The following is a 25741-nucleotide window of genomic DNA, read 5'->3' as shown; positions in this document are numbered from 1 at the left end:
TGCTCCGCCGGCGTTCCCCACGCACAGCGGACCAGAGTGACAGACGTCCGGCCGGACCCGCTTCACACCTCACCGAATGCCGCCCGCGCCTCGTTGCTGACCCCGGCCCATCAGGGCAGCGAAGTAGTCGCGCTCCCGCTGGTCGTCGAGGTTCACTCGCTCGTACGGATACCGCGGCCACAACGGGCTGCCGTCGATCCAGGGCACGACGGTGGGTGCAGTGTCCCACCAGCCGCGCAGCTCCAGGGTGCCGACCGGTGGCGGCATCCCCTGCCAGGGGTGTTTCGGATCGCCGGGCGGGTTGACCTCCAGGGAGGCTTCCGGCAGATCTTCGGGACCGCCGTGAGTGGGAAACAGGACGAGGACCAGCCCGTCGTCGAAGCCAGGGAGAAGGACGTAGCGCTTGGGCACGGGAGCGGGCGCTCGGGCAGCGCGGTGCAACGCCTTCACGACAGGCACCGCCCGCAGCGCAAGCCGCCCCAACCGAAGCGCGTAGCCCGCGGACAGGATTCCGGCGAGCAACGGGATGTGGTTCTGAAGGTCTCTCGCCCAGAGCCACCACAGCAGCAGCATCACCGCGGAGAACACCGCGTTGACCGCCGCAGGCCGTACCTGCGAGATCGCCAGCAGTACGCGGACCCGCCACCAGGGCACGGACCGGATGTCGGGCCCTTTGCGCGCAAGACGTCCGTCCCTGCCGGGACGGCTGAAACGTCGGGCGGCTTCGGCCAGCGACGCGTACGACAGGTTCAGATCCTGGGCTTGGTCTGCCGGCTCGAGCACGGCGAGCTGCGGCTGTGGTGGTGTCGATCTGTCCAGCAGCCCGTGCCGGACGGCGGCTTCCGCGTCGCGGCGACGCACGTGCTCGGATCGCGTGGGGCGCACCCGGACCAGCTGCTTCCCACCCGGTGCGCGATGACCCCGCCGGTTCGGGGGTCTCCGGCCCACCACAGCACTCCTCGGGGTTCGGGGTTGGCCAGGTGGTACCGCGGCGCCACGGTGCACACGGACAGCGGAATCAGAGATCCATCCGCCGGATGGCGCAGCACCACCCGTGGCGGTCCCTGGCTCGCCGGGATGGCGACCGCACTGCAGGCCGTCCAGGCATGCGCGGCCACGGCACGCCCGATACGGCGGGAGTTGACGAGCGCGGCCACCCCGACGGCGCCGGCGATGGGACCGCAGCCGACACAGAACACGGCGAGTGCGCGGAGCCAGCCGATGCCGGCCTCGTCCGCGCCCGGTCCGACGGTCAGCCCGACGACGAGGGCCGTGATCCCGGTACCGAGCCAGTACCAGGCCCGCCGACGGTGGTCGGCGACCGCGTGCGTGGTCGCGGGGAGGGCGAGAGCGGTCGTCATGTGCGTGCCGGGGGTGTGTCAGGCATGCGGGCACCGTCGCTTCACTACGTCTTCTGGTCCGGAGGTGTCGCGCCGGGCTGCTCGGGAGGGCTTCGGCGCGGAACCGGAGGAGCGGTCAGCAGTCGCTGAAGGGACCGACAGTGGCGTCTGCCGCAATCGCCGCAGGACGGGGCCCGGCGGCTCGATGCCGCGCGGGCCCCTGTGCCGGCTGCCTGCTCTCAGCCGATCTGGATCTTTCCGTTGGCCTCGGCGGCGGCCGGTGTGGTCGAGGGCTGGACGTCGCCGTTGCGCTGCGTGATGCTCTTCAGCAGCTCGGCGAGGTCGACTCCCGTGGTCGAGCTGAGGAGTTCGACGCCCTGGGCCACGTTGTCGGCGACGGTACGGGAGAGCTGGCTCGCGCCGTCGGTGGAGATGACCGTCATCTTGTCCACCGCGCTGAGCGGCTCCGATGCCTTCGCGACCACCTGCGGCAGCACCTCGACGAGCATCTGGAGCACGGCGGCGTCGCCGTACTGGGCGAAGGCGTCGGCCTTCTTCCGCATCGCCTCGGCCTCGGCCGCACCCTTCGCGCCGATCGCCGCCGCCTCGGCCTCGCCCTCCAGCCGCACCGCCTCGGCGATCGCCGCACGACGGGACCGCTCTGCCTCACCCTGCTTGAGGCCCTCGATCGCGTGCGCCTCGGCCAGCGCGCTGCGCTGCTGCTTCTCGCCCTCACCCGTGAGCCGGGACCGCTCGGCCTCCGCCTGCGCTGCCGCGATGCCGGCCGCCTTGTCCGCTTCGGCCTGCTTGACCCGGGCGACGCGCCTGGCCTCGGCCTCCTGTTCGGCGGCGTAGCGCTGGGCGTCGGCGGGCTTGCGGACCTGGGTGTCGAGCTGGCGGTCGGTCAGCGCGGCCTGCCGCTCGGCGACCTTCTCCTGCTGGGTGAGGATCTCCTGCTGCCGGGCCGCCTCGGCGAGCGGGCCGGCGGCGGCCGCGCGGGCGGCGGCCTCGTCGGTCTCGGCCTTGATCTCGGCCTGCTTCAGGTAGAAGGTCCGCTGCGCGACCGCGATCTCCTCCTCAGCCTTCAGCCGCGCCTGCTCGGCAGCCCGGCGGGCGACCGCCTCGGCGATGTCGGCCTCCTGCTTGGCGCGTGCGGCTTCCGGCCGGCCGAGGTCCTCCAGGTAGGAGCCCTCAGTGGTGATGTCCTGGATCTGGAAAGCGTCCAGCACCAGCCCCTGCCCCGACAGGCTCGCCTCCGCCTCCTCGGCGACCTGCCCGGCGAAGGCGGCCCGGTCGCGGATGATGTCCTCCACCGACATCCGGCCCACGATCGCGCGCAGGGCGCCGGACAGCACCTCCTGGGTGAAGCCGACGATGCCGTCCTGCTGCATCAGGAACCGCTGCGCGGCGGCCCGGATGGCGTCCTCGCTGCCGCCGACCTTGACGATCGCGACGCCCTCCAGGTTGGCCTTCACCCCGCGCAGCGTGACCGCGCCGCGCACCGCGACCGGGATGTGCCGGGAGGACAGGTCAAGGGTGAACTTCTGCTGCACGAACGGCACGACGAAGACACCGCCGCCGACCACGACCTTCTGGCCGCTGTTGTCGGTGAACACCCGCCCGGTCTCCGGATCGGTGGCCTTCTTGCCGCGCCGCCCGGTGACGATGAACGCCTCACTCGGACCGGCGACCTTGTACCGGCTGACCACGACCAGCGCGATCAGCACGAGGAGTACGAAGACTCCTCCCGCCGCGATGGCAACAGAACTCATGGTGATGTCCCCTCAGCCCTCCCTGAGGACGGCATGCGGTAAGAGATGTGTGGATGAGAACGGCACCTCGGCCGGGTGCCGGAAAATGGGACCGTTTCGCCGGGTCAGCGTTCGACCGGGCGGACGGACACAGCCGACTGCGACAGCGCCTGCTCGACCCAGACGTCGGCTCCCCGGCCCACGGCAACCGGGCTCCTGGCCGCGAACTTCCTCGGCTGCCCGGCCACGTGCACCAGCACCTCGCCGTAGCCCTCGGCGGGGATCGCGGTCACCACCGAGCCGGACGCGCCGATCAAGTCGGCGTCACGCGGAGCGGCGCCCGAGGAGTCATGCACCAGAGCCCGGCTGAGCCGGTAGGCGAACCAGCCGGTGAGGACACCGGCCGGCACTCCGATCACCGTGGCTCCCATCGGGCCCAGCCCGGTTGTCCCCATGACGATCGCCCCAGAGAAACCGAGCATGGACAAGAATCCGGCGATCACGGGCAGCGACAGCAGTCCGTCGACCAGGCCCTCGATCACGGCGACTCCGTCGAGCAGTCCCTCCAGTACGCCGTCAAGAACGAATGACAGGGCAAGGAGGACGACCCCCGCTATGCCGAGCCCGAGAAACCAGGCCATCCGCGCACACCGCCTCTCCTTGCCCTTCCCCCGTTGTGGCAGGCATCGTCACACGCGGACACCGGACGGGACATTGCCTGATCCCGGCAATCTTTACGCGCCTTTGATGCCGCACCCCGAACAGTTGGACGGTCGGCGGGCGAAGCCGTGCCGATGCTCTGTGACGCCGCGTCAGGAACCTGTACCGTTCCCAGCGGTGTGCCGGGAAGTCTGGTCGGCGATCTTGACGGAAGAAGGCGGCGAAGCTTCGCCGAACGGGGGTCCCGACGTGGTGCTCGTGACGGTCTTCAGAGTCGTCCTTGGCGCGGTACGCGCCCCTGCGCGGCGTCTCCTCCGCCTGAGCCGGGGGTGCCGTACGGCATGATCACGTTCCCTCAGCCCGCGCCTGGCGTGCCGCGTCCGGGCCACATGATCGTGTGCGGGGACGACGCGCTCGCCGAGCGGCTGGCCGCCGAGCTCGCCACGGTGTACCGGGAGCGGGTCACGCTCGTCGTACCGTCCTTGCCGCGGCCCGGCGCGAGCACCGGAAGGGCGCGCGCCGCCGCGCTGCTCGGCCGGCTACAGGCTGCCATGAACCGCACGGAGGACTCGGCCGATCCGGGTGCGACCGGCACAGCCCGCATCGTCGAGACCGCCGTCCTCGACGAAGCCGCCCTGGCCGAGATGGGAGTGCGTGAGGCCGCCGCGCTGGCGCTCGTGCATGACGACGACGAGACCAACATCCACGCCGCGCTGGCCGCCCGTCGTCTCAACCCCCGGCTGCGCCTGGTCATCCGGCTCTACAACCGCAAGCTCGGACAGCACCTGGAAGAACTCCTCGACCAGGCCGCCGCCCTCGCCGTCCCCGGCCTGGACCCCGAGGCGCTGGACACCTCCACCACCGTCCTGTCGGACGCCGACACCGCGGCACCCGCGCTCGCGGCCACCGCCGTCGCGGGCACCAGCAAGGTCGTCCAGGCCGACGGACTGCTGCTGCGTGCCGTGGAACGCACTCCACCCGGCCACGGCCGGGTCGCCCATCCAGGCCTGTGCACCCTGGCCCTGCTGTCGTCTACCACCAACGACCCGGCCGGAGCGGAAGGTTCGGACGCCAGCGGCCGGGAGGCGCCGATTCTGCTGCCGGACGACGACACGGTCGCGGGCGCCACCGGGCGCGGCACGGTGGTCCTCGAAACGGTCACGCACACCCCTTCCGGTTCCGCACCGCGTCGGCTGGCGGGGCGCGGACTGCCGCTCGGCTCGCTGTTCTCGCGCCGACTGCGCTGGTCACTGGCCGGGCTCCTGGGGTGCGTCCTGGGGGTGGCCGTCGCCACCTGGCTGACCACCGGGCACCACCCGCTGCACGCCGCCTACCTCACCTTGCTCGATCTCTTCGCGATCGGCGACCCGGCCCTCGACGAGCCCACCGCGCGTCAGGTGCTCCAGCTTCTCGCCGGATTGGCCGGCCTGCTGCTGATGCCCGTGCTGCTCGCGGCCGTCCTGGAGGCACTCGGCACGTTCCGCACGGCTTCCGCGCTGCGCCGGCCACCCCGCGGCCTGTCCGGCCATGTCGTCCTGGTCGGCCTCGGCAAGATCGGCACCCGGGTCCTGGCCCGTCTGCGGGAGCTCGACATCCCCGTGGTGTGCGTCGAAGAGGACCCGGAAGCGCGCGGCATCCCGCTCGCCCGCCGCCTGCGCGTCCCCACCGTCCTCGGCGACGCCACCCAGGAGGGCGTGCTGGAGGCGGCAAAGATCCACCGGGCGCACTCCCTGCTGGCCCTCACCAGCCACGACACCACCAACCTCGAATCCGTCCTGTACGCACGCTCCGTCAAACCGGACCTGCGGGTGGCCCTGCGCCTGTACGACGACGCCTTCGCCACCGCTGTCTACCGCACCCTGCGCACCGCCCACCCGCGCGCCCTCACCCGCAGCCGCAGCGTCTCCACCCTCGCGGCCCCCGCATTCGCCGGGGCCATGATGGGCCGCCAGGTCCTCGGGGCCATAACCCGTCGAGCGCCGTGTCCTGCTCTTCGCCGCCCTCGGTGTCGCCGGGCACCCGCAGTTGGAAGGGCGCACCATCGCCGAGTCGTTCCGTCCGGGCAAGTGGCGCGTTCTGGCGCTGGACACGGCGGAACCGGACGAGCGACTGCCGGACCTCGCCGCCACACCGGCGCACCACGGCACTGACCGACCCGGCGGACTCGTATGGGACCTGCACCCCGGCTATGTCCTCCGGCCCGAGGACCGCGTGGTACTCGCCGCGACGCGCCAGGGTCTGGCCGAACTCCTCGGCCGGCAGTCACGTCTGGGGGCGCGAACCACTGACGCATGAAGTGTGTCTCTTGATGAGCACTTGATCGTCGGATGTGTCTGTCCGGTTGGTGATCAGCGCTGCGAGGGGGGACAGGACCGAGCCGTCGATGTCGGCCCATCCGGTTCGTGGGCGCGCATGACTGCTCGACCGGCTCGTTCAGGCCCTCTGACGCGGTCCCGCGGACGAGGTCAGGTGCGCGCCAGTTCGGCCGCGCCGAAGGACACGTCGAAGCGGTCGCGCCACGTACGTCAGCCTCGGCAAGCTCATGGCCCGCCCCTTCTTCACCGGCGCGTCGGTCAGCCACACGCGCAGATCCGAGCCGTTGCCGGTGTCGAGGTCCTCCAGCCGTACGACATGGGAGCCGTCGGCGAGCCGTACGAGCTTCACACTGAGCTGGGGAAGGCGACGCGGAGGGCGCTCCGGCCGGAGGTGCCGTCGGTACGCCTACGCCGCCGCCACGGCCTGTGTGTATGCACGTTCATCAGGTGTCCGGTGAACGGATCTCCGGTTCCGCATAACGGTCCGATATCGCTCGCTGGCATTTTCGACTGTAACTGCGAGTCATGTGAGTTGAGTCACTAAAGGGATGGCCGTGGTAGAACTGCGCAACTCCGCAGGTGGCACCGCTCGACGCCACGGTGCGGAGCGGTCGGCATGCACCTGCCGCACGACCCGGGTGATCACTATCCGCATCCACGGACAGCCCGCCCAGCGTCGCCGATCGGACAACGGCGTTCGTTCAGAGACCGCACATCGACCGGCGGCACTTCCCCCGTGCCCCGGGCTCGCACCATCGAGGTAGCAACTGTGTCACTCGACTCCGTCACCCAAAACGTCGACGAAGCCGTCAGCGATTTCTTCGAACCGATAGCCAAGTGGCTCGGAGACATCGTCTTCTACGCGGTTCCCGTAGGCGGAACGGATCTTCCCCTCATCGTCGCCTGGCTCGTGGTCGCCGGTCTCGTCTTCACCGGCTGGTTCGGGTTCGTGCAGGTCCGCAAGTTCAGACTCGCGCTCGACGTGGTGCGCGGGAAGTACGACGAGAAGGGGTCGGCCGGCGAGGTCAACCACTTCCAGGCCCTGACCGCCGCTGTCTCCGGCACGGTCGGCCTCGGAAACATCGCGGGTGTGGCCGTCGCCGTCTCCATCGGCGGCCCCGGTGCCACGTTCTGGATGATCCTGTGCGGCCTGCTCGGCATGGCCACCAAGTTCGTCGAGGTCACCCTCGGCGTGAAGTACCGCGAGGTGCACGCCGACGGCACGGTCTCCGGCGGCCCGATGCACTACCTCCCGAAGGGCCTCGCAGAGCGCTTCGGGAGCGGCGGCGCCAAGCTCGGCAAGGTGCTCGCCGTCCTCGCCTCGATCATGGTCCTCTTCTTCGGCCTGTTCGGCGGCAACCTGTTCCAGACCAACCAGAGCTACGCGCAGGTCGCCTCGACCTTCGGCGGCGAAGACGGATTCCTGGCCTCCTCCGCCGGGGCCGTCCTCTTCGGCCTGCTCGTCGCCGCGCTGGTCGGGCTCGTGCTGCTCGGCGGCATCCGCTCCATCGGCTCGGTCACCAGCCGACTGGTGCCCGCGATGGCCGGCATCTACATCGTGGCCTGCCTGGTCGTCATCCTGAGCAACGTCACCCACGTACCGGACGCCTTCCAGACCATCCTGCAGGGCGCCTTCGAGGCCGACGGCGTCGCGGGCGGTGTGCTCGGTGCCCTGATCATCGGTTTCCAGCGCGCCGCGTTCTCCAACGAGGCCGGTCTCGGCTCCGCCCCGATCGCCCACTCCGCGGTCAAGACCAAGCACCCCGCGAGCGAGGGCCTGGTCGCCCTGCTGGAGCCGTTCATCGACACGGTCGTCATCTGCACCATGACCGCGCTGACCATTGTCATCGCCAACCCGGCCAGCTGGGGCGAGGCCCGCGAGAGCGGCGAAGCCGTCGGCGTCACCATCACCTCCGACGCCTTCGAGACCGTGCTGCCCTGGTTCCCGGCCGTGCTCACGATCGCGGTGCTGCTGTTCGCCTTCTCCACGATCCTGACCTGGGGCTACTACGGCCTCAAGGCATGGTCGTACCTGTTCGGCAAGAGCAAGGCCAGCGAGGCCGTCTTCAAGGTCATCTGGAGCCTGTTCGTGATCCTGGGCGCCCTGATGTCCCTCGACTCGCTGATCAGCCTCGCCGACTCCGCGCTCTTCCTGCTGTCGGTCTTCAACATCATCGGCCTGTACCTGCTCGCCCCGGTCGTCAAGCGCGAGCTCAACTCCTTCCTGGAGTTCGTCCGCGCCCGCAAGGCCGGCGAGATCAGCGACGACGGCGAAGAAGACCAGGAGCCGGTGAAGACCACCGTCTGACCGCCCCCCGGCGGCCCGGCTCCGGTACGGGCCCGTGCCCACCTCGCGCCTTGGTGGGTACGGGCCCGTACGTCTGCCCGTTTACGACCGACCGCCGGGCTCTGCCCCCTCGCGTCGCCGGTCCAGGTATCCGATGGCCGGAGTCGCCATGACTCCGTGCAGCACCACCGAGATCACCACGGTGAGGGCGACGATCGCCCACAGCTCCCGTTCCAGCCCGCCGAAGGAGTCCTGCCCCAGGGCGTAGGACAGGTAGAACAGCGAGCCGATGCCCCGGATCCCGAACACGGCGACCACGGCACGCTCCTTCTTCCCGATGGCGGTCCGTGCCTGTGCCAGCCACCCGGTCAGCGGGCGTACGACCAGCAGCACCAGCACGCTCAGCGCCGCGCCCGTCAGGGGCAGGGCGGACATGGCGCCGGCCACCAGGTATCCGCCGAGCAGGAACAGCAGCACGGCCGTGAGTAGCCGCTCGATCTGCTCGGTGAACTCGTGCAGCACCTTGTGATAGCCGTGGCTGCGCTCGGCGGCCCGGATGACGCAGGCCGTCACGAATACGGACAGGAAGCCGTAGCCGTGGAGCACCTCGGCGATGCCGTACGAGACGAAGGTGGCCCCCAGCGCCACGAAGCCCTCCATGTGCTCGGACAGCCGCAACGCCGACGCGCGCACCCGGAAGAACATCCACCCCAGCAGCCAGCCGACACCACCACCGACGGCCAGCCCCACCGCGCACTTGCCCAGCAGGTCGGTCAGCGCCCACGAACCGATCCAGTCCGCCGACCACCCCGTCCCGGCCGCGGCGGCGAGGGCGATGGCCGCGTAGACGAACGGAAAGGCGAGCCCGTCGTTGAGCCCCGCCTCACTGGTCAGGGAGAACCGCACCTCGTCCTCGTCGTGCTCGGCACCGAGCGGCTCGCCCACGCGCACCTCACCGGCCAGCACCGGATCGGTGGGCGCGAGCACGGCCCCCAGCAGCAGAGCGGCAGCGGGCGGCCAGTCGAGCAGTCCCCAGGCCAGCAGGGCGACGACCGCCACGGTCAGCGGCATCGTGATGCCCAGCAGCCGCCACGTGCTCGACCACCGGCGCCAGCCGAAGGGCCGGTCGATGGCGAGCCCCGCGCCCATCAGCTACACGATCACACACACCTCGGTGGTGTGCTCGACCCACAGGCGCTCACGAACGGGATCCACAGTCGGCACGCCCGCCGGCAGCAACTCGATCAGAATCCCCGCGGCGAGGAAGACCATGGGCAGGGACAACGGCCGCCTGGACACCACCCGGGGCAGCACAGCAGCACCCAGCGCCCCCAGGCCCAGAAAGACGTAGACCACGTCCGAAAGCGTCACCGCGACCTCCTGCCCGACGTGATCACTCCAGGGCAGGTGTGTACCCCGTCCGCACCGGTCCCTCGCCCGAGTGCGTCACCGAGCCCGCTGCCTGCCCGTTTGCGGCCCCCGAGGTGGGGGTGGGCCGATGGGTCGGCTCCGGTTAGGGTGTGAAGAACGCGTCAAGCAGGGCGTGGGGTGTGCCGGGAAGTCTGGTCGGCGTCCGTAGGGCCGTGTGCCCATTTCGCCGACACCCCGGAGGTTCGCCGCCTTGGCCGCCACCCCACCCCGCACCCCGTTCCTCGGTCTTCTCTCCTGGCCCGAACGACAGGCAGTGGCTCGGGCCCTGCGCACCGAGACGGTGGGCGGCCTCGTCCTGCTGGCCGCCGCGGTGGTCGCACTGATATGGGCGAACACTCCACTCAGCAGCCCCTACACCACCATCCGCGACTTCCACTTCGGGATACCCGCACTGGGACTGGACCTCTCGGTCGGCCACTGGACCTCCGACGGACTGCTGACCGTCTTCTTCCTGGTCGCCGGGATCGAACTGAAGCGGGAACTGGTCGTCGGCTCCCTGCGCACCCCGGCGACGGCGGCGCTGCCGGTCATCGCCGCCGTGTGCGGCATGGCCGTCCCCGCAGCCTTCTACGCCGTCACCGTCGCGGCCGGCGGCGGCAGCATGGACGGCTGGGCGGTGCCGATGGCCACCGACATCGCCTTCGCCCTGGCAGTCCTGGCGGTCATCTCCACCCACCTGCCGACCGCCCTACGGGCCTTCCTGCTGACCCTCGCGGTCGTCGACGACCTGGGCGCGATCCTGATCATCGCCGTCTTCTTCACCTCGGACCTCAACTACTGGGCGCTGGCCGGGGCGTTCGCCGGGCTGGTCGTCTTCTACGTCCTGCAGCGGCGACGGGTTCGGGGCTGGTGGTGGTACGTGCCGCTCGGGGTGGCGATCTGGGCGCTGCTCTACAACGGCGGCATCCACGCCACCGTCGCGGGAGTCGCCATGGGCCTGATCCTGCGCACGGTCCGCGACCGGGATGAAGAGGAATCACCCGCAGAACGCACCGGTCATCTGCTGCACCCTCTCTCCGCCGGCGTGTGCGTGCCGCTGTTCGCGCTGTTCGCCGCCGGGGTCAGCGTCTCCGGCGACGCACTGGGCAAGGTGTTCACCACCCCCGAACCCCTCGGAGTGATCGCCGGGCTCGTCGCGGGCAAGATCCTCGGGATCTTCGCCGGAACCTACCTCGCCGCCCGCTTCACCCGCGCTCGGCTCAATCCGGACCTGGCCTGGGCCGACGTCCTCGCCCTGGCCACCCTGGCCGGGATCGGCTTCACGGTCGCCCTGCTCATCGGCGAACTGGCCTTCCCCGGCACCGCCGTCGGCGAGCACGTCAAGGCCGCCGTCCTGATCGCATCGCTCACCGCCGCCCTACTGGCCGCCCTGCTCCTGCGCCGCAGGAACGCCGTGTACCGGCGCCTGTACGAGGAAGAGAACTTCGACGAGGACGCCGACGGCGTCCCCGACGTGTACCAGCGCACCGAAGCGGGCGGCGCATGACCTGGCCACCACCGCGCCGTCACCTGCTCACCGCAGCGGCGGATCTGCTGTTCTACGTTCCGGCAACCGTGGCCGCCGTGTAGGGGTGCCGCGTTGCGGCAGGATGTGCCGCGCCGGCTTCGCAGCGGCCTTCGGGCGCGACAAACGTGCCAGGTCCTCCCGCGGGGTCGGGAAGTCCCACGGCGTTCCTCGGTGACAACCGGGGGCTCAACCGCGGGACGTCTGTCCACGGCGCGGTGTCTGGGGTGACTTCGCGGCCTCCGCCTCCGCCTTGGCGTCACTCACCGCGGCGGCGGCCTCCTTCTCGGCCTCGTTCGCTGCCGCGGCGGCGTCGGACGAAGCCGTCCAGCCCGCGTCGAGCTCCGGAGTCCGGCTTTCGTACGACGTGTCGCCGGGGCCGGCCGTGGCTGCTTCCTCGGGGTGCGCGGGGCGTGGAGTGCCCGCCGTCGACTCGTCGCCGAACGCCCGGGTGACGGTCCGGACCGCCTCGGTCAGCTCGCCCGGGATCACCCAGAACGTGTTGTTGTCGCTCCTCGCCAAGTGCGGGAGCGTCTCCAGGTACTTGTAGGCCAGGATCTTGGGGTCGGCGTTGTTGCGGTGGACGGCCTGGAAGACGAGCTCCACCGCCTTGGCCTCGCCGTCCGCCCGCAGGATCATGGCCTGCTGGGTGCCCTGCGCCTCCAGGATGTCCTTCTGCTTGGTGCCTTCCGCGGTGAGGATCTTGGCTTGCCGCTCCCCCTCGGCGTGCAGGATGGCCGCCCGCTTGTCACGCTCGGCCCGCATCTGCTTCTCCATCGCCTCCTTGATGGTGTGCGGTGGATCGATGGCCTTGATCTCGACGCGGTTGACGCGGATGCCCCACTTGCCGGTGGCGTCATCGAGGACGGCACGCAGCCGGGAGTTGATCTCCTCGCGCGAAGTGAGCGTCTCCTCCAGGTCCATGGAGCCGATGACGTTGCGCAGCGTGGTCACGGTGAGCTGGTCGATCGCCTGGAGGTAGTCGGCGACCTCGTACGCCGCCGCCCGCGGGTCGGTGATCTGGTAGTAGAGGACGGTGTCGATGTTCACCACGAGGTTGTCCTCGGTGATCACCGGCCGGGGGTCGGACGAATAGACCTGCTCGCGCACGTCGAGTTTCGTGTTGATGCGGTCCGCCACGGGCACGACCAGGTTCAGGCCGGGCTGCAGCGTCCGGCGGTATCTGCCGAACCGCTCGATGTTGTAGCGGCGCGCCTGCGGGACGATCCGCACGCTGGAGGCCACGAGGAAGACGACGACGAGGGCCGCCACCAGGGCGAGGACGACAACCGGATCCACAGTGCCTCCCTGCGTGTTCAGCCGTTCACCGAAGGAGTTCGCGGGGGTAGACCATGGCCGTGGCGCCTTCGATCTCCATGACGTCCACCCACGTGCCCACCGGGATCACCAGGCTCTCGTCGAGGGCACGGGCGGACCACTCCTCGCCGGAGAGCTTGATCAGGCCGCGGGTCGCTGTGACCTCTTGCATGACCTCGGCCCGTCGGCCGATCAAGGCGTCGCTGCCCTCGCGGATGAGAGGTTGCTGGTTCATGTGCCGCAGCGCGATGGGACGGACGATGAGGAGGCCCCCTGCCGCCGCCGCACCCAGGGCCAGCAACTGGCCGAGAAGGCCGATGCCGACACCGGAGACCACGGCGGCGACCAGCGCGGCACCGGCCAGCAACCCGAAGACCAAGGTCAGGGTGAAAAACTCCGCGACACCCAGTGCCGCGGCGGCGAGCAACCATACGAACCACGGCATCGCATTGCCCTCCGTCTGGGGCCTTTCCTCCAAGCTACCGCCCTCAGGGCCGGGCAGACATCGTGCTTCCTCGGCGGCATCCGCTCGATCGCCAACGTCACCAGCAGGCTCGTGCCCGCCGTGGTCGGCAGTACATGGCGGCCTGCCTGGTCGTCATCCTGGTGCAACGGGCAACCGAGCCCTCGGCCACCATCGGCACGATCATCGAGGACGCCTTCGATCGCCAGCTGGGCCGCGGCCCGCATGAACCCCGATGACATCGGCGGCGTCACGATCACCCGCGACGCCTTTGAGACGGTCCTGCCCTGGTTCCCGTACGTCCTCACCGTCGCCGTTCTGCTGTTCGCCGTCCCCTGGCGGCCCGTTCCTTTGCCTGCCGCATCGCCGTGGAAGCGCTCTACTCCTTGCTGACGATCGGTGATGCGGGTCGTCCCGGGGCCGGGGCGGCAGGGCCCGTGGGGACTCGGTCCAAGACATCGTCCGACTGCGTCGAGACCATGTCCCCGGGCGTATCGACACCGTTGTCGGAGTCGCTGGAGAACTGGGACGTCGCTCCCAGAACTACGACGATCGCCGTAACCAGCCCGAGGACTCGCCCGCTGAGCCGGCGTCTGGCCCGGACATCCATGTCCTGCCACGCCGACCCCTGCCACGGGTCCTCAGGGTCGTACAGCTCGCCGACAGCCTCGACCTGCCCTTGCCCGTCCTGCTGGTGAGAAGCAACAGGGTCGCCTGCTCGGAGCTGCTCGGCCCGGTCCGCCGGGCGTCACGGGGATGGTCAGCCGCTGCTGATCGCCAGGGGCACCTACGAGCCCATCCGCCTGCGCGAGGCATAGGGGCTACCTGCGCGGTGGGAAACGATCACCCCGAGCGTGGGAAACGATCTTCGGAGTCTCTGCGTCGCCGCTGACCAGCGCATTCCGTCGGTGCCCCACTCTGAGAAACCGACGAAACGGGTCTCTGCAGGTGACGGAAGTCACGGCAGGGGCCCGTTTCTCGTTTCCTTGATCGTTGTGAGGCATCACACAGCCTGGTCAGGGCATACGGCAGGCCCCGCGCGTGAGCTATCTCACGGGTGGGGCCTGTCTCGGTGGTGCTGGGGTGTCTGGGCGGAGTGATCTATGCCGCTGGTGCCAGGTGGCCAGTCGGAAGACATGGCTGATGCCGGTCTAGTTGCGCAGCAGGCCGACCTCCTGTGCGGTGACGAAGACGTTGGACCCGTTGTCCATGCCGTTCGCGATGCGGTCGGCGATGGGGCGGAACCGGGAGGCCTCGGTGATGGCGATGATGTAGCGCAGCATGCCGCGCGCCTGGGCGGTGCGGTCGGTGCCGCGGATGCCGAGGTCCCTGAGGCTGTTCTCAAGGCTGAACTCGCTGAGGTTGACGGCGGTCAGCGACTGGTTCGCGACGCGGGCGAGGGCGTCGTAGCCCTCCTTGCCGAGGAACCAGTCGTCGTCGGCGTCCTCATGGTTGGGGACGTCGGAGGCGAGGTTCAGGACGAAGTCGTGCGGGGTGTCGCTGGAGGAGAACCGCACGACGCAGAAGTCGCTGAGCCGTACGATCGCGTGCACCGCGGGGGTGTGGTTGCCGCTGCTGATGACGATGTCGGCGAAACTCTGGCTCTCCGTGTTGCCGGTGACGGCGACGCCGTTGGACGAGGTCTCGGCGAGGTTGCGCAGCTGGTCGAGCATGGTCAGATAGGCGCCCGAGCCGCGGTTGATGTTCCAGCGGACCTGTGGGAAGTCGACGTGTTCCTTGCCGGCGGCGGTCTCGGCGGGGGATGTCTCGGTGTCCTTGGGCACCGTGAAGAACACCAGGATCCCGAGAAGGACGGACAAGGCGACCGCGATCAGGACGCTGGTGGGCATGGTGTGCTCCGGTTGTTCGACGTGCAGCTATGTCACGACCGACGCTCACAGCCGGGAGGTTGTTTGGCAGGCCCCTTTTGCCGTCCCCGAACAATTCCGGAGGATCGAGTTCCACATGAGGTGTCCGGACGTAACGCTGTCGTCGCTCTACGTCTCTACCTCACGGGCCTTCATCTCCGACGGCACGACGGTATCGACACCTCTTGCCAGTCGCGCGCCCAGTGCCCGGCCGCTCATGATGCACGGCACCGGAGACGGTCAGGGGCAGACCCGCCTGTACGGCTGGTCCGGAATGTAGGTGTGCCACTGCGCACGAGTCAGCTCGGCCTTCCCGGCACGGGCGCAGACAAGGGACACCGCTCGGTCCGGATCCACCACGTACCGCTGGAGCGGGACGTGCTTGCCGCCCGCGTACAGCGTGGTGCTGTCCGGGCTGAAGGCGAGCGTGTCGACGCTTCCACCGGGGGTGGGCAGAGAAGGACCGAGAGGCTGCTGGGTTGCGATGTCCCAGAATTGGACGGTCCCCGCGTCGCCGCCCACGGCGAGCGTGCTGCCGTCCGGGCTGAAGGCGAGAGCCGTGATCGCCTCGGGTGAGTCGGAGGACGGATCGACGGGCGCCGGAAAGACGTTCCTCAGGATGCCCGCTCGGTGTCGGAGGTCGCCGTCCCAGACGGCCACCCGCCCTGTCCAGTCGCCCGCCGCCAGGCCGGAGCCGTCGGGAGCGAAGGCGATGGCTCCGATGCCGTCGTGCTGTACGAGGTCATGGGTGTGGGACCGGCCCGCTCGGACGACGCGGTTGTCGGTCACGAGGAGCCCGCCGTCTCGGCTGACGGCCAGGTGTCCGCCACCCGGGCCGGGGAGGAGCGCCGTCCTCCGCCGCCGCGTGGTGTCCCATGTCTCATTGACGTAGCCGTCTTCGGTCAAACGTGCGGTGAGGAGCGTACGACCGCCCGGTCCCAGGGCGATCGCTTCCGTGGACGTCGAGGACGCCGTCGCCAGGTCCACCGTGGTCTTCGCGTGTCCGGCGGCCACGTCCCACACCGTCAGACGTTGAGGCGCCGTGTCCCAGGGGGCGGAGACTCCGTACGCGAACGTGCCGCCGTCGGGGCTGAAGGACAGCAAGGGCTCGGTGATGTCCGTGGGGACCGTCGGGTTGCCGGTGCGGAATTCGGGACGTGACGGGGTCGGCAGGGTTCGCAGCAGACGGCCGTCGCGCGTGTTCCGCAGCTGGACGACGTAGCGTTCACCGATACGTTCGGCGGTGGCGAGCGTCCTGCCGTCGGGGCTGAGCCGGACCCCGGCGAGCGGACTCTTGCGCCAGGCGCGGGTGAGGGTCGTGGTGAGGTCGAGGGTGTGGACCGTGCCCCCTTCGAGGTACCGCAGCAGGGGCCGCGAGGAGTCCCAGGCGAGACCGGAGAGCGACGCGTTGGCCAAGGAGTGCCGGAAAACGGGGGCGTCGCCGTTGGCCAGACGCCACACTCTTATCTCCTGGCCGCCGCCGGTCGCCAGGAAAGAGCCGTCCGCGCTCACGACGGCGCCAAGGGCACCCGGGTGGGTGACGTTGGCGACCTCTCGTCCCGACGTGGTGTCCCATACCCGTACCCGGTCCCCGGTGAGAGTGAGGAGCCTGCCGCCGGTGAGGCCGAGGAGGGTGCGGTCACCATCACAGACGCCGCGAGCGCTGGTCCAGGCACCGGACCGGACGCTGCGCGCGGAGGTGTCCCAGACCTGCGGGGCCCGGCCGCGCGGGCAGACGGCCAGCAGCCGGTCGTCGGCCGCCGCGGCGGCGTGCTCCCCGCTGCCGGCCGACGGGGTCCGGAAGACCAGACGGCCGTCGGTGGCGGAGTAGAGCCCAGCCCGGTCGTCGAACAGGTTCGTCACCAGGTAATTGCGGCCACTCGCCCCGAAGCTCACGCTGTACTCGTTCGGCAGGGGACCCCCGATCCAGCGCCTCGTTCGGGTGTCCCACAGCCGCTGGGTCTCGTCAGTGGTCTGGATGACGAGCACCCGGCCGCCCGGACCCGCGGCGAGTAGCGACCCGTGAGGGTACTGCCCCGAGGCGATACGGCGGTGGGTGCCCACATCCCACGTCCGCCAGGTGTTGTCGCCGGCGCTGAGCAGAGTGCGCCCGGAGACGTCGAGGAACCGCGCCGGTCCGTCACCGGGCGCCGGGTCGGTGAAGTTGTCCAGTTCGGGCTGGGCCAGTGCGCCCAGCAGGGCTCGGCGTGACTCCGGCAGCTCAGAGATGCGCCATGCGGCGACGCCGAGCAGCATCGCGGTGCGCGGGTCGGTGGTACGCAGCGCCTCGGCGACCGCGGCCACCCGACGGGCCGCGGTGTCGGTGGTCTGCTTCTCGCTGTCCTGACGCAGTCGCACGGCGGTCAGGCCGACGACCAGGGCCACCGCCAGTACGGCGCAGAGCGAGGCCGTGAGCGTCAGGCTCCGGCGCCGGGCCCGGGCGGCGGCCCGCTCCTCCGTCGCCCGCTGCTCCGCCGCGGTGACCAGGAAGGACTTCTCCTCGGACGTCAGACCGTCGTAGCCGCGGTCGTCGCCCGCGAACAGCTCCTCGGCCCGCGCCAGGCGGGTGCCCCGGTAGAGCGTGCCCGGGTCGCGGTCGTGCTCCAGCCAGGTGCGGGCGGCGTCGGTCAGCTGCCGGTGGTGGCGCAGCCGCTCCCGGTCCGCGTCGATCCACTCGCGCAGCCGCGGCCAGCAGGTGATGAGCGCCTCGTGGGCGAGCTGCACTCCGTCGTCGTCGGTGGTCAGCAGCCGGGCCCGGGTCAGCCGACCGGCGACGGCCTGCACTTCGGGGTCCTCCCACGCGGCCATTTCCTCCCAGCTGAGCGGGCGGCGCGTGTCGGCGTTGCCCTGGCCCGGCTCGACCATCCGCAGGAGCAGGTGCCGGGCGGCGTGCGCCTGTGCCGGTGAGAGTTCCCCGTACGCCTCCTCGGCGCTGGCCGCGATCGCGCCGCGCACCCCGCCGGCCGCTTCGTACGCGGCCAGCGTCAGCATCCGTCCCTTGCGCCGCCGCCAGGTCTCCAGCAGGGCGTGGGACAGCATCGGCAGTCCGCCGGGCTCGTCGAGCACGTCCTCGACGATCCGCGCGGTCAGGGTGCGCTCCACGATGAGCCCGGCCGCCTGCGCGGGACCGATCACCGCCTCGCGCAGTTCGTCCGCGGTCATGGGCCTGACCAGGAGCCCGCTCTTGTGCAGCGCCTCCGCCAGCCGTGGGTGCTCGGCGCACCGCGCGTAGAAGTCGGACCGTACGGCGATCAGGACGCGCAGTCGGCTTTCCGGGTCGCGCGCGGCGAGCAGAAGGTCGAGAAAGCGGTCCCGCTCGGCGCGCTCGCGGCACAGCGTGAAGACCTCCTCGAACTGATCCACCACCACCCAGCTCTCCGGATCGTCGGCCTCCGGTGTCAGCAGATGTCCGTAGGTGGTGGCGGGCCGGGCTCCCGGAGTGAGGATCCGAAGCACCGCCGTACGCCCCTGCTGCGCGATCTTCTCCCGCAGCAGGGGAATCAGACCGGCCCGCAGCAGGGAGGACTTGCCGCTGCCGGACGCCCCGAACACCACGGCGAACGGGGACCCGCTCCCCAGCTCGCTCAGCTCGTCGATCAGCCGGTCCCGGCCGAAGAACAGCTCGCGGTCGTCCGGCTCGAAGCGTGCGAGGCCACGGTAGGGCGGTGCGGCGTCGGCATCCTCCTGCCTCTCCTCCCCGGCCAGCGCCGCGGCCTGAGCCCACCGTGCCTCCCACGGAGCGGGGTCCTCCCCGCATGCCTGGACGTAGGCCTGGAGCACGGCCAACGACGGCAGTCGCTCGCCGCTCGCCGCTTGCGACAGGGTCGTCACCGAGAAGCCGGCCTTCTTCGCCAAGGCCCGGTACGACACACCACCCGCCGAGCGGCGCAGCTCCCGGAGATCGTGGGCGAGTCGCTGCACCGGGCCGGCCGTCGGGTCGACCGGCCGTTCGGGACGCCCCATCGCGAAGCCTCTTTCACATACAAGAAGAAAAAGCTGATCGGCAGCACAAGGTACTTTTCGTCCCTCTCGAGCGAGAACCCTTTCCGAGTGTGATGTCCGCCGGAGAGGTTGCTCGGTCCCTCCGGTGATGAAGCTCTCAGGGCACGGCGCGGTCAGCCTGCCGCGATGACCGTGGCGAGGGTCACGGCGGCGGGCAGGGCCTGGGCGAAGAGGATGCGGCGGTTGGCGGTGGCCGCGCCATAGACGCCGGCGACGACGATGCAGGACAGGAAGAAGATCTGGACCCGGTAGCCGGTCGGGTCGTCGGCGATCAGCCCCCAGACCAGTCCCGCGGCCAGGAAGCCGTTGTAGAGACCCTGGTTGGCCGCCATCGTCGCGGTGGAGCGGGCCAGCTCGGCGTCGAAGCCGGAGAAGCGGCGGCCCGGGCCGCGCTGCCACAGGAACATCTCCAGGACGAGGATGTAGACGTGCAGCAGCGCCATGAGGGCGACGAGGACGACAGAGATCAGATGCATGCGGTGATTGTGCCGGTGCGGTGTCAGTGGTCGGTCAGGCGGTTGGCCGTGCGGCGGGTGCCCGGTCGGTCTTTCGGCTGAGCCGCGAGTTGCGGGGGCCGTGAACGGTGGCCGTTCGGCCGAGGTGGCCGATGTCGCCCCGGCGCGAGATTGGAGCTCCCCTTCCCCAGGAGCTCGCCGATGCCACCCGAGTCACTCACCTTCGTCGCCGGAGTCAGGCCCGGCGGTTCCCTACTCGCCCCCGCACGACACGAGCGTTCCCCGGGCGGCCGAGAGTCGGCCCGCAAGGGCCCCCGCGTGCCCCGCGACGTGCTGTTCTGGCTCGGGTGCGCGGGCTTCGCGCTGGCGCTCGCCGTGGTCACGACGCTCACCCCGCACCGGATCTGGGGCGTCTGCGCGTCCGTCGGGTACGCCGTCGCGGCGGAGCTGGCCCGGCGCTCGCCGCGTCCCTGGAGCCGGCGCGGTGCGGTCGCCGCGCTGCTCGGATCCGTCGTTGTCCCGCTGGCGCTGATGGTCGCGGTGGGGGCCGGGCAGTCGGAGGTGCACGTCGTTCAGCGCTCCGGCGGCCTGCTGCTGGACTCCGGCAGCCCCTATCTGCCGCACCCGGCCGGCGTCGACGACTACAACCCCTACCTGCCCGGTATGGCGCTCTTCGGGATACCCCACACGTTGCTCGGCGGAACACCGCTCGCGGACGCCCGGGTGTGGTTCTGCGCGGCATTCCTGGCGTGCATGGTGGTCGCGGCGCGCGGGAGGGGCCGTAACTCCCTTTGGCGGGCTTGGACTTCGGGTAGGGGCCTCGCACGCCGGACTTCGGGTAAGGGCCCCGCACATGGGGCGTCGGGCGTGAACGCCGTGTTGCTCCTCGCGGCCTTCCCGGCCGTCGCGCTGCCGTTGGCCGTCGGCGGGGTCGATCTGCCCGTGATCGGGCTGATGTGTCTCGGGCTGGCGTTGGCGGGTCGAGGCGGGTCCGGTACGGCGGCCGGGCTGGCGATGGGCGCCGCGGCGGCGTTGAAGTGGACGGCCTGGCCGTTGTTGCCGGTGGGGCTGGTACTGCTCGCGGTGACGGCGGGGCGGCGAGCGGCCGTACGGGCCGGGGTCGTCGCCGTGCTGGTGGCCGTGCTGGCCGTGGTGCCTGTGGCCCTGGCGAATCCGCACGCCTTCGTCGAGCACGTGGTGCTCTTCCCGCTCGGTGAGGGCGGGGTGCGCTCGCCGGCGGCCAGCCCGCTGCCCGGGTATCTGCTGGCCACGTACGTCCCCGGTGGCTCCGTCCTCGCCATGGCCGCCCTCGCGGCCGCCGCGGTCGGAGTGGCGGTGTCGTTGGCGGTACGCCCGCCCCGGACCGTCGTCGCGGCGGCGGACCGGCTGGCGATCGGGTTGGGGCTGGCGATGTGCCTGATCCCGGCGACGCGCTTCGGGTACCTGGTCTATCCGCTCGTGCTGGCCGCGTGGTTCCGGCGCACAGTGAAGGACGAGCGGCCGGTGGAGGGCGAGCGGTTGGCGGGGGTCGGGCGTGGATGAGGGGCAGGGTGTGCGGTCGGCGGAGTGCGGGTCGTGCGCGGGCTTCGGGACGCCTATCTGGTGAGGGTCACCGCGCTCGCGGTGGTCGGACTCGTCGTGGCGCTGTTGCTTCCGTCGGTGGGGCAGCAGGGGGCAGGGGATCCGCCGGGGACCTCCACTGGTACGTCGGTCACTGGTGTGTCGGTGCCGGGAGCCGATGCCTCTCGGTGAGGGGACGTAGGGGAGGGGGTCGTAGAGGAGGGGGCGTATCCGAACCCCCGGCACGCGCGCGTGGGCCTTGTTCGCCACGCGCGCGTACGCCTTCCTCCTCACGCGCGCGTGCTGCCCCGACCCGCGTTACGCCGCGAGCCGCTGCGCCAACTGCTTCGCCTTCGTGGCGGCCTCGTCGAGGGCCCGCTCGCGGGAGGCCTCGAAGAGGGGGATGAGCTCGGCCATGTCCGGGTTGGCCGGGGCCATCGTGAGCTCCGGGACGATGAAGTCGAGGTCGGCGCCGAGGAAGTCGGCCAGGATCGCCGACAGGTAGTTCTGCACGTACTCGTATCCCTCGCGCGGTGTGCCCGGACCGTACGCGCCGCCCCGGCTGGCGACCACCGTGACCGGGGTGCCCTTGACCGACTGGGCGTTGCCCGCCGTACGGCCGAACAGGACCACGTTGTCCAGCCAGGCCTTCAGGGTCGACGGAATCGTCAGGTTGTACATCGGGGCGCCGATCAGTACGGCGTCCGCGCGCTCCAGCTCCTCGATCAGCTTCAGCCGCTCCGCGAAGGCCGCGGCCTGCTCGGGGCTGTGCGCGGCCGGATCGGAGAAGCCGGCGGTGTGCGCGTGGGCGGTGATGTGCGGCACCGGGTCCGTGGCGAGGTCGCGGTGGATCACCGTGCCCTGCGGGTGCTGTTCCTGCCAGGTGCGGCGGAAGGCGTCGGTGACGGCGCGGGAGGTCGAGGCGTCGGTGGGGAAGACCGAGGAGTCGATGTGCAGGAGCGTTGCCATGGGGGTCTCCAGAGGGGAAGGGGGCGGGCAGGAGCAGCTGTCCGCAGGGACTGAAACTTCGTACTCGACTATGGATAACACAGTTACTTACTTTTTTTCATCCTCATACGGCAGGGCAGTACCCTGGAGGAATGGCGGCGGGTGAGCAGAGTCACGACGTAGCGGTGTGCAAGCGGGTCGACGAGGGCATCAACCGCGTCTTCCAGCTCCTCGGAAAGCGCTGGACCGGCCCGATCGTGTCCGTCCTGACCGCGGGACCCGCGTACTTCGTCGCCCTGCGCCGGGCGATCCCCGGCATCAGTGAACGCATGCTCTCCGACCGGCTCACCGAGCTGGCTGCCGCGGGACTCGTCGTGCGTGAGGTGTACGAGGGGCCGCCGCTGCGGGTCGTGTACCGGCTGACGGAGGCGGGTGCCGCGCTGGAGCCCGCGCTCACGGAGCTCGGGGAATGGGCGAAGAAGCACCTGCCGGACGGGGAGCGGGCCGAGGGCTGCTGAAGCTGGGGCCGGGGCGGGGGCTGCGGCTGAGGCAGGGGGCAGGGTCAGGGGTCGCTTGGGCGGCGGGCGGGAGGCCGCCGAGATCGGTGGTCCGCCGTGCCGGGTTTTCCACAAGCGCGGAGTTGTCCACAGGGTGTGACGACTTTCGGCCACCGGTTGTAACGTCGGCACGAGTTGATGTTCGTGCGTGAGCGGGGGAGGCGGTCGGGTATGACCGAGGTCGGTGCGCAGAGGGCGGCGGGTGCGGAGGCCGCGGTGGAGGCGGCCGTGGTGACGTCGCAGTCGTCGTCGAAGGCCGTCGCACGTCGGCTGCCCAGGGTCGGCGGTTTCGCCGAGTGGCCCGGCGGCGGGTCGCCCAAGGAGGAGGGCAAGGCGCTGCGCGGGCGGGTTCCGCGCGGTGATCACGCGGTCCTCGATCTCGACCCCGCCCGGCCCGACGCGGTGGCCGCCGTCGAGGAGTCCAACCGGGGCCGCATCCCCGAGCTCACCCCGATCAGGGTCGGCCGGATGGCGGCGACGCCCTTCGCGTTCCTGCGCGGCTCCGCGGGACTGATGGCATACGACCTCGCCCGCACCCCCATGACGCGGATCCGCGCCCAGATCTGCGGCGACGCGCACGCGGGGAACTTCGGCCTGTACGGCGACGCGCGCGGCGGCCTGGTCATCGACCTGAACGACTTCGACGAGACGATGTCCGGCCCCTGGGAGTGGGACCTCAAGCGGCTCGCAGCCTCGCTCGTGCTCGCGGGCCGGGAGGCCGGCGCGGACGAGGACGCCTGCCGCAAGGCGGCCCAGGACACGGTCGGTGCCTACCGGCGCACCATGCGGCTGCTGGCCAAGCTCCCGGTGCTGGACGCGTGGAACGCGATCGCGGACGAGGAGCTCGTCTCCCACACCGACGCCCATGACCTGCTCGGCACGCTGGAGCGGGTCGCGGAGAAGGCGCGCGGCAACACCAGCGGGCGCTTCGCGGCGAAGTCGACGGAGCAGACCGAGGACGGTGGCCGCCGCTTCGTCGACGCACCGCCGGTTCTGCGCCGGGTCCCGGACGAGGAGGCGGCCTCGGTGGCGGCGTCGCTGGAGAGCTACGTCACCACGCTCTCCGAGGACCGCCACCCCCTCCTCTCCCGCCACGCGGTGCACGACGTGGCGTTCCGGGTGGTGGGCACGGGCAGCGTGGGCGCACGCTCGTACGTCGTGCTGCTCTTGGACCACCGGGGCGAGTCGCTGGTCCTCCAGGTGAAGGAGGCCCGCTCCTCGGCCCTGGTCCCCCATCTGGTGACGGCCGGCTTCGAGGCGCCGGAGGTGGAGCACGAGGGGCGGCGCGTGGTGCTCGGCCAGAAGCGGATGCAGGTGGTCAGCGACATCCTGCTGGGGTGGACGACGGTCGATGGACTGCCCTTCCAGGTACGGCAGTTCCGCAACCGCAAGGGCAGCGTCGACCCGGCCGAGCTGGCCGCCGACCAGATAGACGACTACGCCCGCATGACCGGCGCCCTCCTGGCCCGCGCCCACTCCCACAGCGCCGACCCCCGCCTGATCTCCGGCTACTGCGGCAAGAACGAGGAACTGGACGAGGCGATCGCCACGTTCGCCGTCACCTACGCAGACCGCACGGAGGCGGACCACGCGGCACTGGTGGCAGCGGTGCGGGCGGGGCGGATCGCGGCGGAGCTCGGGGTGTGACCGGTGCGGATGCGTGGTCGGGGTGCCTGCGGCGCCGCGCCGGCGATAGGCGGCTGCGCTTCTCGACGCCGGTCGACGCCGATCAGCCCGTCCGGCGGTTGAGGACGAGGCCTGTTCAGGGCCGAAGCGCGGTCTGGGGCGGCAGCCCCAGCAGGCCCGCGACAACGCCGGTGCTGTCCGGGCGGCGGTGCCCGGGGCTCGGATCAGCTGACGCGGCCACACGTGGCCTACGCTGGTCGGGTGACGACGCCGGAAGCTGAGCAGTCCCAGGCCGAGCCCGCTGGTGCGGGGACGCGGGGCGGTGCCGAGGTGCCCGCCGGTGGAGGCGAGCAGGGTGGTGAGGCGCAGGTGAGCGCCGAGGACGGTGGGGTTCGCCCCTGCTCGAGCGAAGCCGAGAACTTGGGGGATGCGCGGCCCGAGGAGCGGCTGGAGCGGGCCGTTCGGGCCGCCGAGCAGGCGTTGATCGAGTACGAGATCGCGGTGGAGACCTTCCGCGTCGAGGTGGAGAACTTCTCCCGGCTGCACCACCAGAAGCTCGGCCCGATGTACGCCCGCCTCGACGAGCTGGACGCCTGCATCGCCGAGGCCAAGGCCGCCCGCACCGGCGACCCCGAGGACATCCGCAAGGCCGACGAGGCACGCGCGCGTGTGCTGCCGATGCCCGGCGTCGAGGAGCTGTTCCACGGCTGGATGGACGGCGCCGGGCTGTTCCCGGAGGCCGAGGCGATGCTCACGGACCAGCCGGTACGGCCGCCCCAGCGGGTGCGCCCCAGCGACGAGGCCCGCAAGCTCTACCGTGAGCTGGCCCGCAAGGCCCACCCCGACCTCGCCCAGGAAGAGGCCGAGCGTTCCCGGCGCGAGGAGTTCATCACCCGCGTCAACGCGGCCTACGCCCGTGGCGACGAGGCGCTGCTGCGGGAGCTGGCCGAGGAGTGGGCCGCGGGTCCCGTGCCCAAGGAGCAGGGCCCGACCCCCGCCGAGGAGCTCTACGCCCGCCTCGAATGGCTGGCCCAGCGCAAGGAGATGCTCACCCTGGTCGCGAAGGAGCTGGAGGAGAGCGCGATCGGCGCGATGCTCCGCCTGGCCCCGGACGACCCGGACCGCCTCCTGGACGAGATCGCGGAGCAGCTCCTGGCTCAGGTTGCCGAGCGAGAAGCGGAACTGGCCGCACTGCGCGGGTAGGAGATCGGCCAGGCCCAAAGGGCACGGGGCTGTAGCAGGCGGCCGGTCCCTCCATCCCATTAGGAGCCCGGCGCCGGCCGGCTCAGCGTCCGGTAGCGTCAGAGTCATGCATTTCGGATCTGGCGTACCCACGGTCGAGGTCGCAGACCTCAAGGACGACGACTTCCTCCTCGACGTCCGCGAGGCCGACGAATGGCAGGCGGGCCACGCCGAAGGCGCCCTGCACATCCCCATCAGCGAGTTCGTCGCCCGCTACGGCGAGCTGACCGAGGCCGCACCGCAGGACGGCCGCGTCCATGTGATCTGCCGCTCCGGCGGGCGTTCCGCGCAGGTCACGATGTACCTCGTCCAGCAGGGCATCGACGCCGTGAACATCGACGGCGGCATGCAGGCGTGGGCAGCCGTGGGCCGTCCCGTCGTCACGGACGAGGGCAAGCAGGGGTTCGTCCTCTAG

17 protein-coding genes and 4 pseudogenes are annotated in these 25741 nt (G+C 70.9%); 9 read left to right on the top strand and 12 right to left on the bottom strand.

Going from position 1 to position 25741, the window contains the following annotated elements; all coding sequences use genetic code 11:
- Nucleotides 1–69: 69 nt before the first annotated feature.
- The 4 genes from IF78_RS0124425 to IF78_RS0124410 form a co-directional block, all read right to left on the bottom strand.
- Nucleotides 70–783: a hypothetical protein gene (locus IF78_RS0124425; protein ID WP_031484566.1), complete on the bottom strand. Its 714-nt coding sequence runs from the start codon at nt 781–783 to the stop codon at nt 70–72.
- Entirely contained in the window at nt 750–1361 is a 612-nt protein-coding gene (locus IF78_RS0124420) for a hypothetical protein (protein WP_031484564.1), read from the bottom strand. The genes IF78_RS0124425 and IF78_RS0124420 overlap by 34 nt, the downstream gene beginning before the upstream one ends.
- A 218-nt stretch (nt 1362–1579) precedes the next feature.
- Nucleotides 1580–3112: an SPFH domain-containing protein gene (locus IF78_RS0124415; protein WP_031484562.1), complete on the bottom strand. Its 1533-nt coding sequence runs from the start codon at nt 3110–3112 to the stop codon at nt 1580–1582.
- 104 nt (nt 3113–3216) lie between these two features.
- Nucleotides 3217–3732: a hypothetical protein gene (locus IF78_RS0124410; RefSeq protein ID WP_031484560.1), complete on the bottom strand. Its 516-nt coding sequence runs from the start codon at nt 3730–3732 to the stop codon at nt 3217–3219.
- Nucleotides 3733–4140: 408 nt separating this feature from the next.
- Between IF78_RS0124410 and IF78_RS43870 the strand changes: the two are divergent.
- Nucleotides 4141–6046: pseudogene (locus IF78_RS43870) on the top strand (NAD-binding protein).
- Between the two features lie 170 nt (nt 6047–6216).
- Here IF78_RS43870 and IF78_RS0124400 read toward each other — a convergent pair.
- Nucleotides 6217–6418: pseudogene (locus tag IF78_RS0124400) on the bottom strand (DM13 domain-containing protein); the annotation flags it as partial.
- Between the two features lie 417 nt (nt 6419–6835).
- On the opposite strand from IF78_RS0124400, the gene IF78_RS0124395 reads away from it, so the two are divergent.
- Complete coding sequence (locus IF78_RS0124395) at nt 6836–8374, top strand: alanine/glycine:cation symporter family protein (protein ID WP_031484556.1); 1539 nt, start codon at nt 6836–6838, stop codon at nt 8372–8374.
- An 81-nt stretch (nt 8375–8455) separates the two neighbouring features.
- On the opposite strand, the pseudogene IF78_RS43865 reads toward IF78_RS0124395, so the two are convergent.
- Nucleotides 8456–9724: pseudogene (locus IF78_RS43865) on the bottom strand (cation:proton antiporter).
- 250 nt (nt 9725–9974) lie between these two features.
- Between IF78_RS43865 and nhaA the strand changes: the two are divergent.
- On the top strand, nt 9975–11270 hold the full coding sequence (nhaA, locus tag IF78_RS0124385) for a Na+/H+ antiporter NhaA (protein ID WP_031484554.1): 1296 nt from the start codon (nt 9975–9977) through the stop codon (nt 11268–11270).
- 207 nt (nt 11271–11477) lie between these two features.
- On the opposite strand, the gene IF78_RS0124380 is transcribed toward nhaA, so the two are convergent.
- The gene (locus IF78_RS0124380) at nt 11478–12587 is read right to left on the bottom strand and encodes an SPFH domain-containing protein (RefSeq protein WP_031484552.1); all 1110 of its coding nucleotides are present in this window, start codon (nt 12585–12587) and stop codon (nt 11478–11480) included.
- Nucleotides 12588–12612: 25 nt separating this feature from the next.
- Nucleotides 12613–13050, bottom strand: a complete 438-nt coding sequence (locus IF78_RS0124375; protein ID WP_031484551.1) for an NfeD family protein — start codon at nt 13048–13050, stop codon at nt 12613–12615.
- Between the two features lie 69 nt (nt 13051–13119).
- Here IF78_RS0124375 and IF78_RS46380 point away from each other — a divergent pair.
- Nucleotides 13120–13401 (top strand): annotated as a pseudogene (locus IF78_RS46380) (alanine:cation symporter family protein); the annotation flags it as partial.
- Between the two features lie 818 nt (nt 13402–14219).
- Here IF78_RS46380 and IF78_RS0124365 read toward each other — a convergent pair.
- The 3 genes from IF78_RS0124365 to IF78_RS0124355 form a co-directional block, all read right to left on the bottom strand.
- On the bottom strand, nt 14220–14918 hold the full coding sequence (locus IF78_RS0124365) for a ribosome-inactivating family protein (protein ID WP_031484549.1): 699 nt from the start codon (nt 14916–14918) through the stop codon (nt 14220–14222).
- Between the two features lie 258 nt (nt 14919–15176).
- Entirely contained in the window at nt 15177–18899 is a 3723-nt protein-coding gene (locus IF78_RS0124360) for an nSTAND1 domain-containing NTPase (protein ID WP_031484547.1), read from the bottom strand.
- Between the two features lie 152 nt (nt 18900–19051).
- On the bottom strand, nt 19052–19414 hold the full coding sequence (locus IF78_RS0124355; RefSeq protein WP_031484546.1) for a DUF1304 domain-containing protein: 363 nt from the start codon (nt 19412–19414) through the stop codon (nt 19052–19054).
- Between the two features lie 180 nt (nt 19415–19594).
- Between IF78_RS0124355 and IF78_RS0124350 the strand changes: the two genes are divergently transcribed.
- Complete coding sequence (locus tag IF78_RS0124350) at nt 19595–20935, top strand: glycosyltransferase 87 family protein (RefSeq protein WP_078662564.1); 1341 nt, start codon at nt 19595–19597, stop codon at nt 20933–20935.
- A gap of 336 nt (nt 20936–21271) precedes the next feature.
- Here the strand turns inward: IF78_RS0124350 and IF78_RS0124345 are convergent, their stop codons facing one another.
- On the bottom strand, nt 21272–21922 hold the full coding sequence (locus IF78_RS0124345) for an FMN-dependent NADH-azoreductase (RefSeq protein ID WP_031484542.1): 651 nt from the start codon (nt 21920–21922) through the stop codon (nt 21272–21274).
- 131 nt (nt 21923–22053) lie between these two features.
- Here IF78_RS0124345 and IF78_RS0124340 point away from each other — a divergent pair, with 131 nt between their 5' ends.
- From IF78_RS0124340 to IF78_RS0124325, 4 genes are all read left to right on the top strand, one after another.
- Nucleotides 22054–22419 carry a winged helix-turn-helix transcriptional regulator gene (locus IF78_RS0124340; protein WP_031484541.1) on the top strand — a complete coding sequence of 122 codons (366 nt, stop codon included), beginning with the start codon at nt 22054–22056 and terminating at the stop codon, nt 22417–22419.
- 210 nt (nt 22420–22629) lie between these two features.
- Nucleotides 22630–24105 carry a DUF2252 domain-containing protein gene (locus IF78_RS0124335; protein WP_031484539.1) on the top strand — a complete coding sequence of 492 codons (1476 nt, stop codon included), beginning with the start codon at nt 22630–22632 and terminating at the stop codon, nt 24103–24105.
- 240 nt (nt 24106–24345) lie between these two features.
- Complete coding sequence (locus IF78_RS0124330) at nt 24346–25287, top strand: hypothetical protein (protein ID WP_051828143.1); 942 nt, start codon at nt 24346–24348, stop codon at nt 25285–25287.
- A gap of 106 nt (nt 25288–25393) precedes the next feature.
- Entirely contained in the window at nt 25394–25741 is a 348-nt protein-coding gene (locus IF78_RS0124325) for a rhodanese-like domain-containing protein (protein ID WP_031484535.1), read from the top strand.

It is taken from the genome of Streptomyces bicolor (assembly GCF_000719285.1).
GTDB lineage: Bacteria > Actinomycetota > Actinomycetes > Streptomycetales > Streptomycetaceae > Streptomyces > Streptomyces bicolor.
This window is presented reverse-complemented; position numbering and strand designations above follow the sequence as displayed.

Coding starts and splice junctions, on each gene's coding strand:
- IF78_RS0124365 (WP_031484549.1), bottom strand. CDS start 14,918: ATGCCCACCAGCGTCCTGATCGCGGTCGCCTTGTCCGTCCTTCTCGGG.
- IF78_RS0124420 (WP_031484564.1), bottom strand. CDS start 1,361: ATGACGACCGCTCTCGCCCTCCCCGCGACCACGCACGCGGTCGCCGAC.
- IF78_RS0124410 (WP_031484560.1), bottom strand. CDS start 3,732: ATGGCCTGGTTTCTCGGGCTCGGCATAGCGGGGGTCGTCCTCCTTGCC.
- IF78_RS0124355 (WP_031484546.1), bottom strand. CDS start 19,414: ATGCATCTGATCTCTGTCGTCCTCGTCGCCCTCATGGCGCTGCTGCAC.
- IF78_RS0124350 (WP_078662564.1), top strand. CDS start 19,595: ATGCCACCCGAGTCACTCACCTTCGTCGCCGGAGTCAGGCCCGGCGGT.
- IF78_RS0124335 (WP_031484539.1), top strand. CDS start 22,630: ATGACCGAGGTCGGTGCGCAGAGGGCGGCGGGTGCGGAGGCCGCGGTG.
- IF78_RS0124375 (WP_031484551.1), bottom strand. CDS start 13,050: ATGCCGTGGTTCGTATGGTTGCTCGCCGCCGCGGCACTGGGTGTCGCG.
- IF78_RS0124360 (WP_031484547.1), bottom strand. CDS start 18,899: ATGGGGCGTCCCGAACGGCCGGTCGACCCGACGGCCGGCCCGGTGCAG.
- IF78_RS0124325 (WP_031484535.1), top strand. CDS start 25,394: ATGCATTTCGGATCTGGCGTACCCACGGTCGAGGTCGCAGACCTCAAG.
- IF78_RS0124340 (WP_031484541.1), top strand. CDS start 22,054: ATGGCGGCGGGTGAGCAGAGTCACGACGTAGCGGTGTGCAAGCGGGTC.
- IF78_RS0124415 (WP_031484562.1), bottom strand. CDS start 3,112: ATGAGTTCTGTTGCCATCGCGGCGGGAGGAGTCTTCGTACTCCTCGTG.
- IF78_RS0124345 (WP_031484542.1), bottom strand. CDS start 21,922: ATGGCAACGCTCCTGCACATCGACTCCTCGGTCTTCCCCACCGACGCC.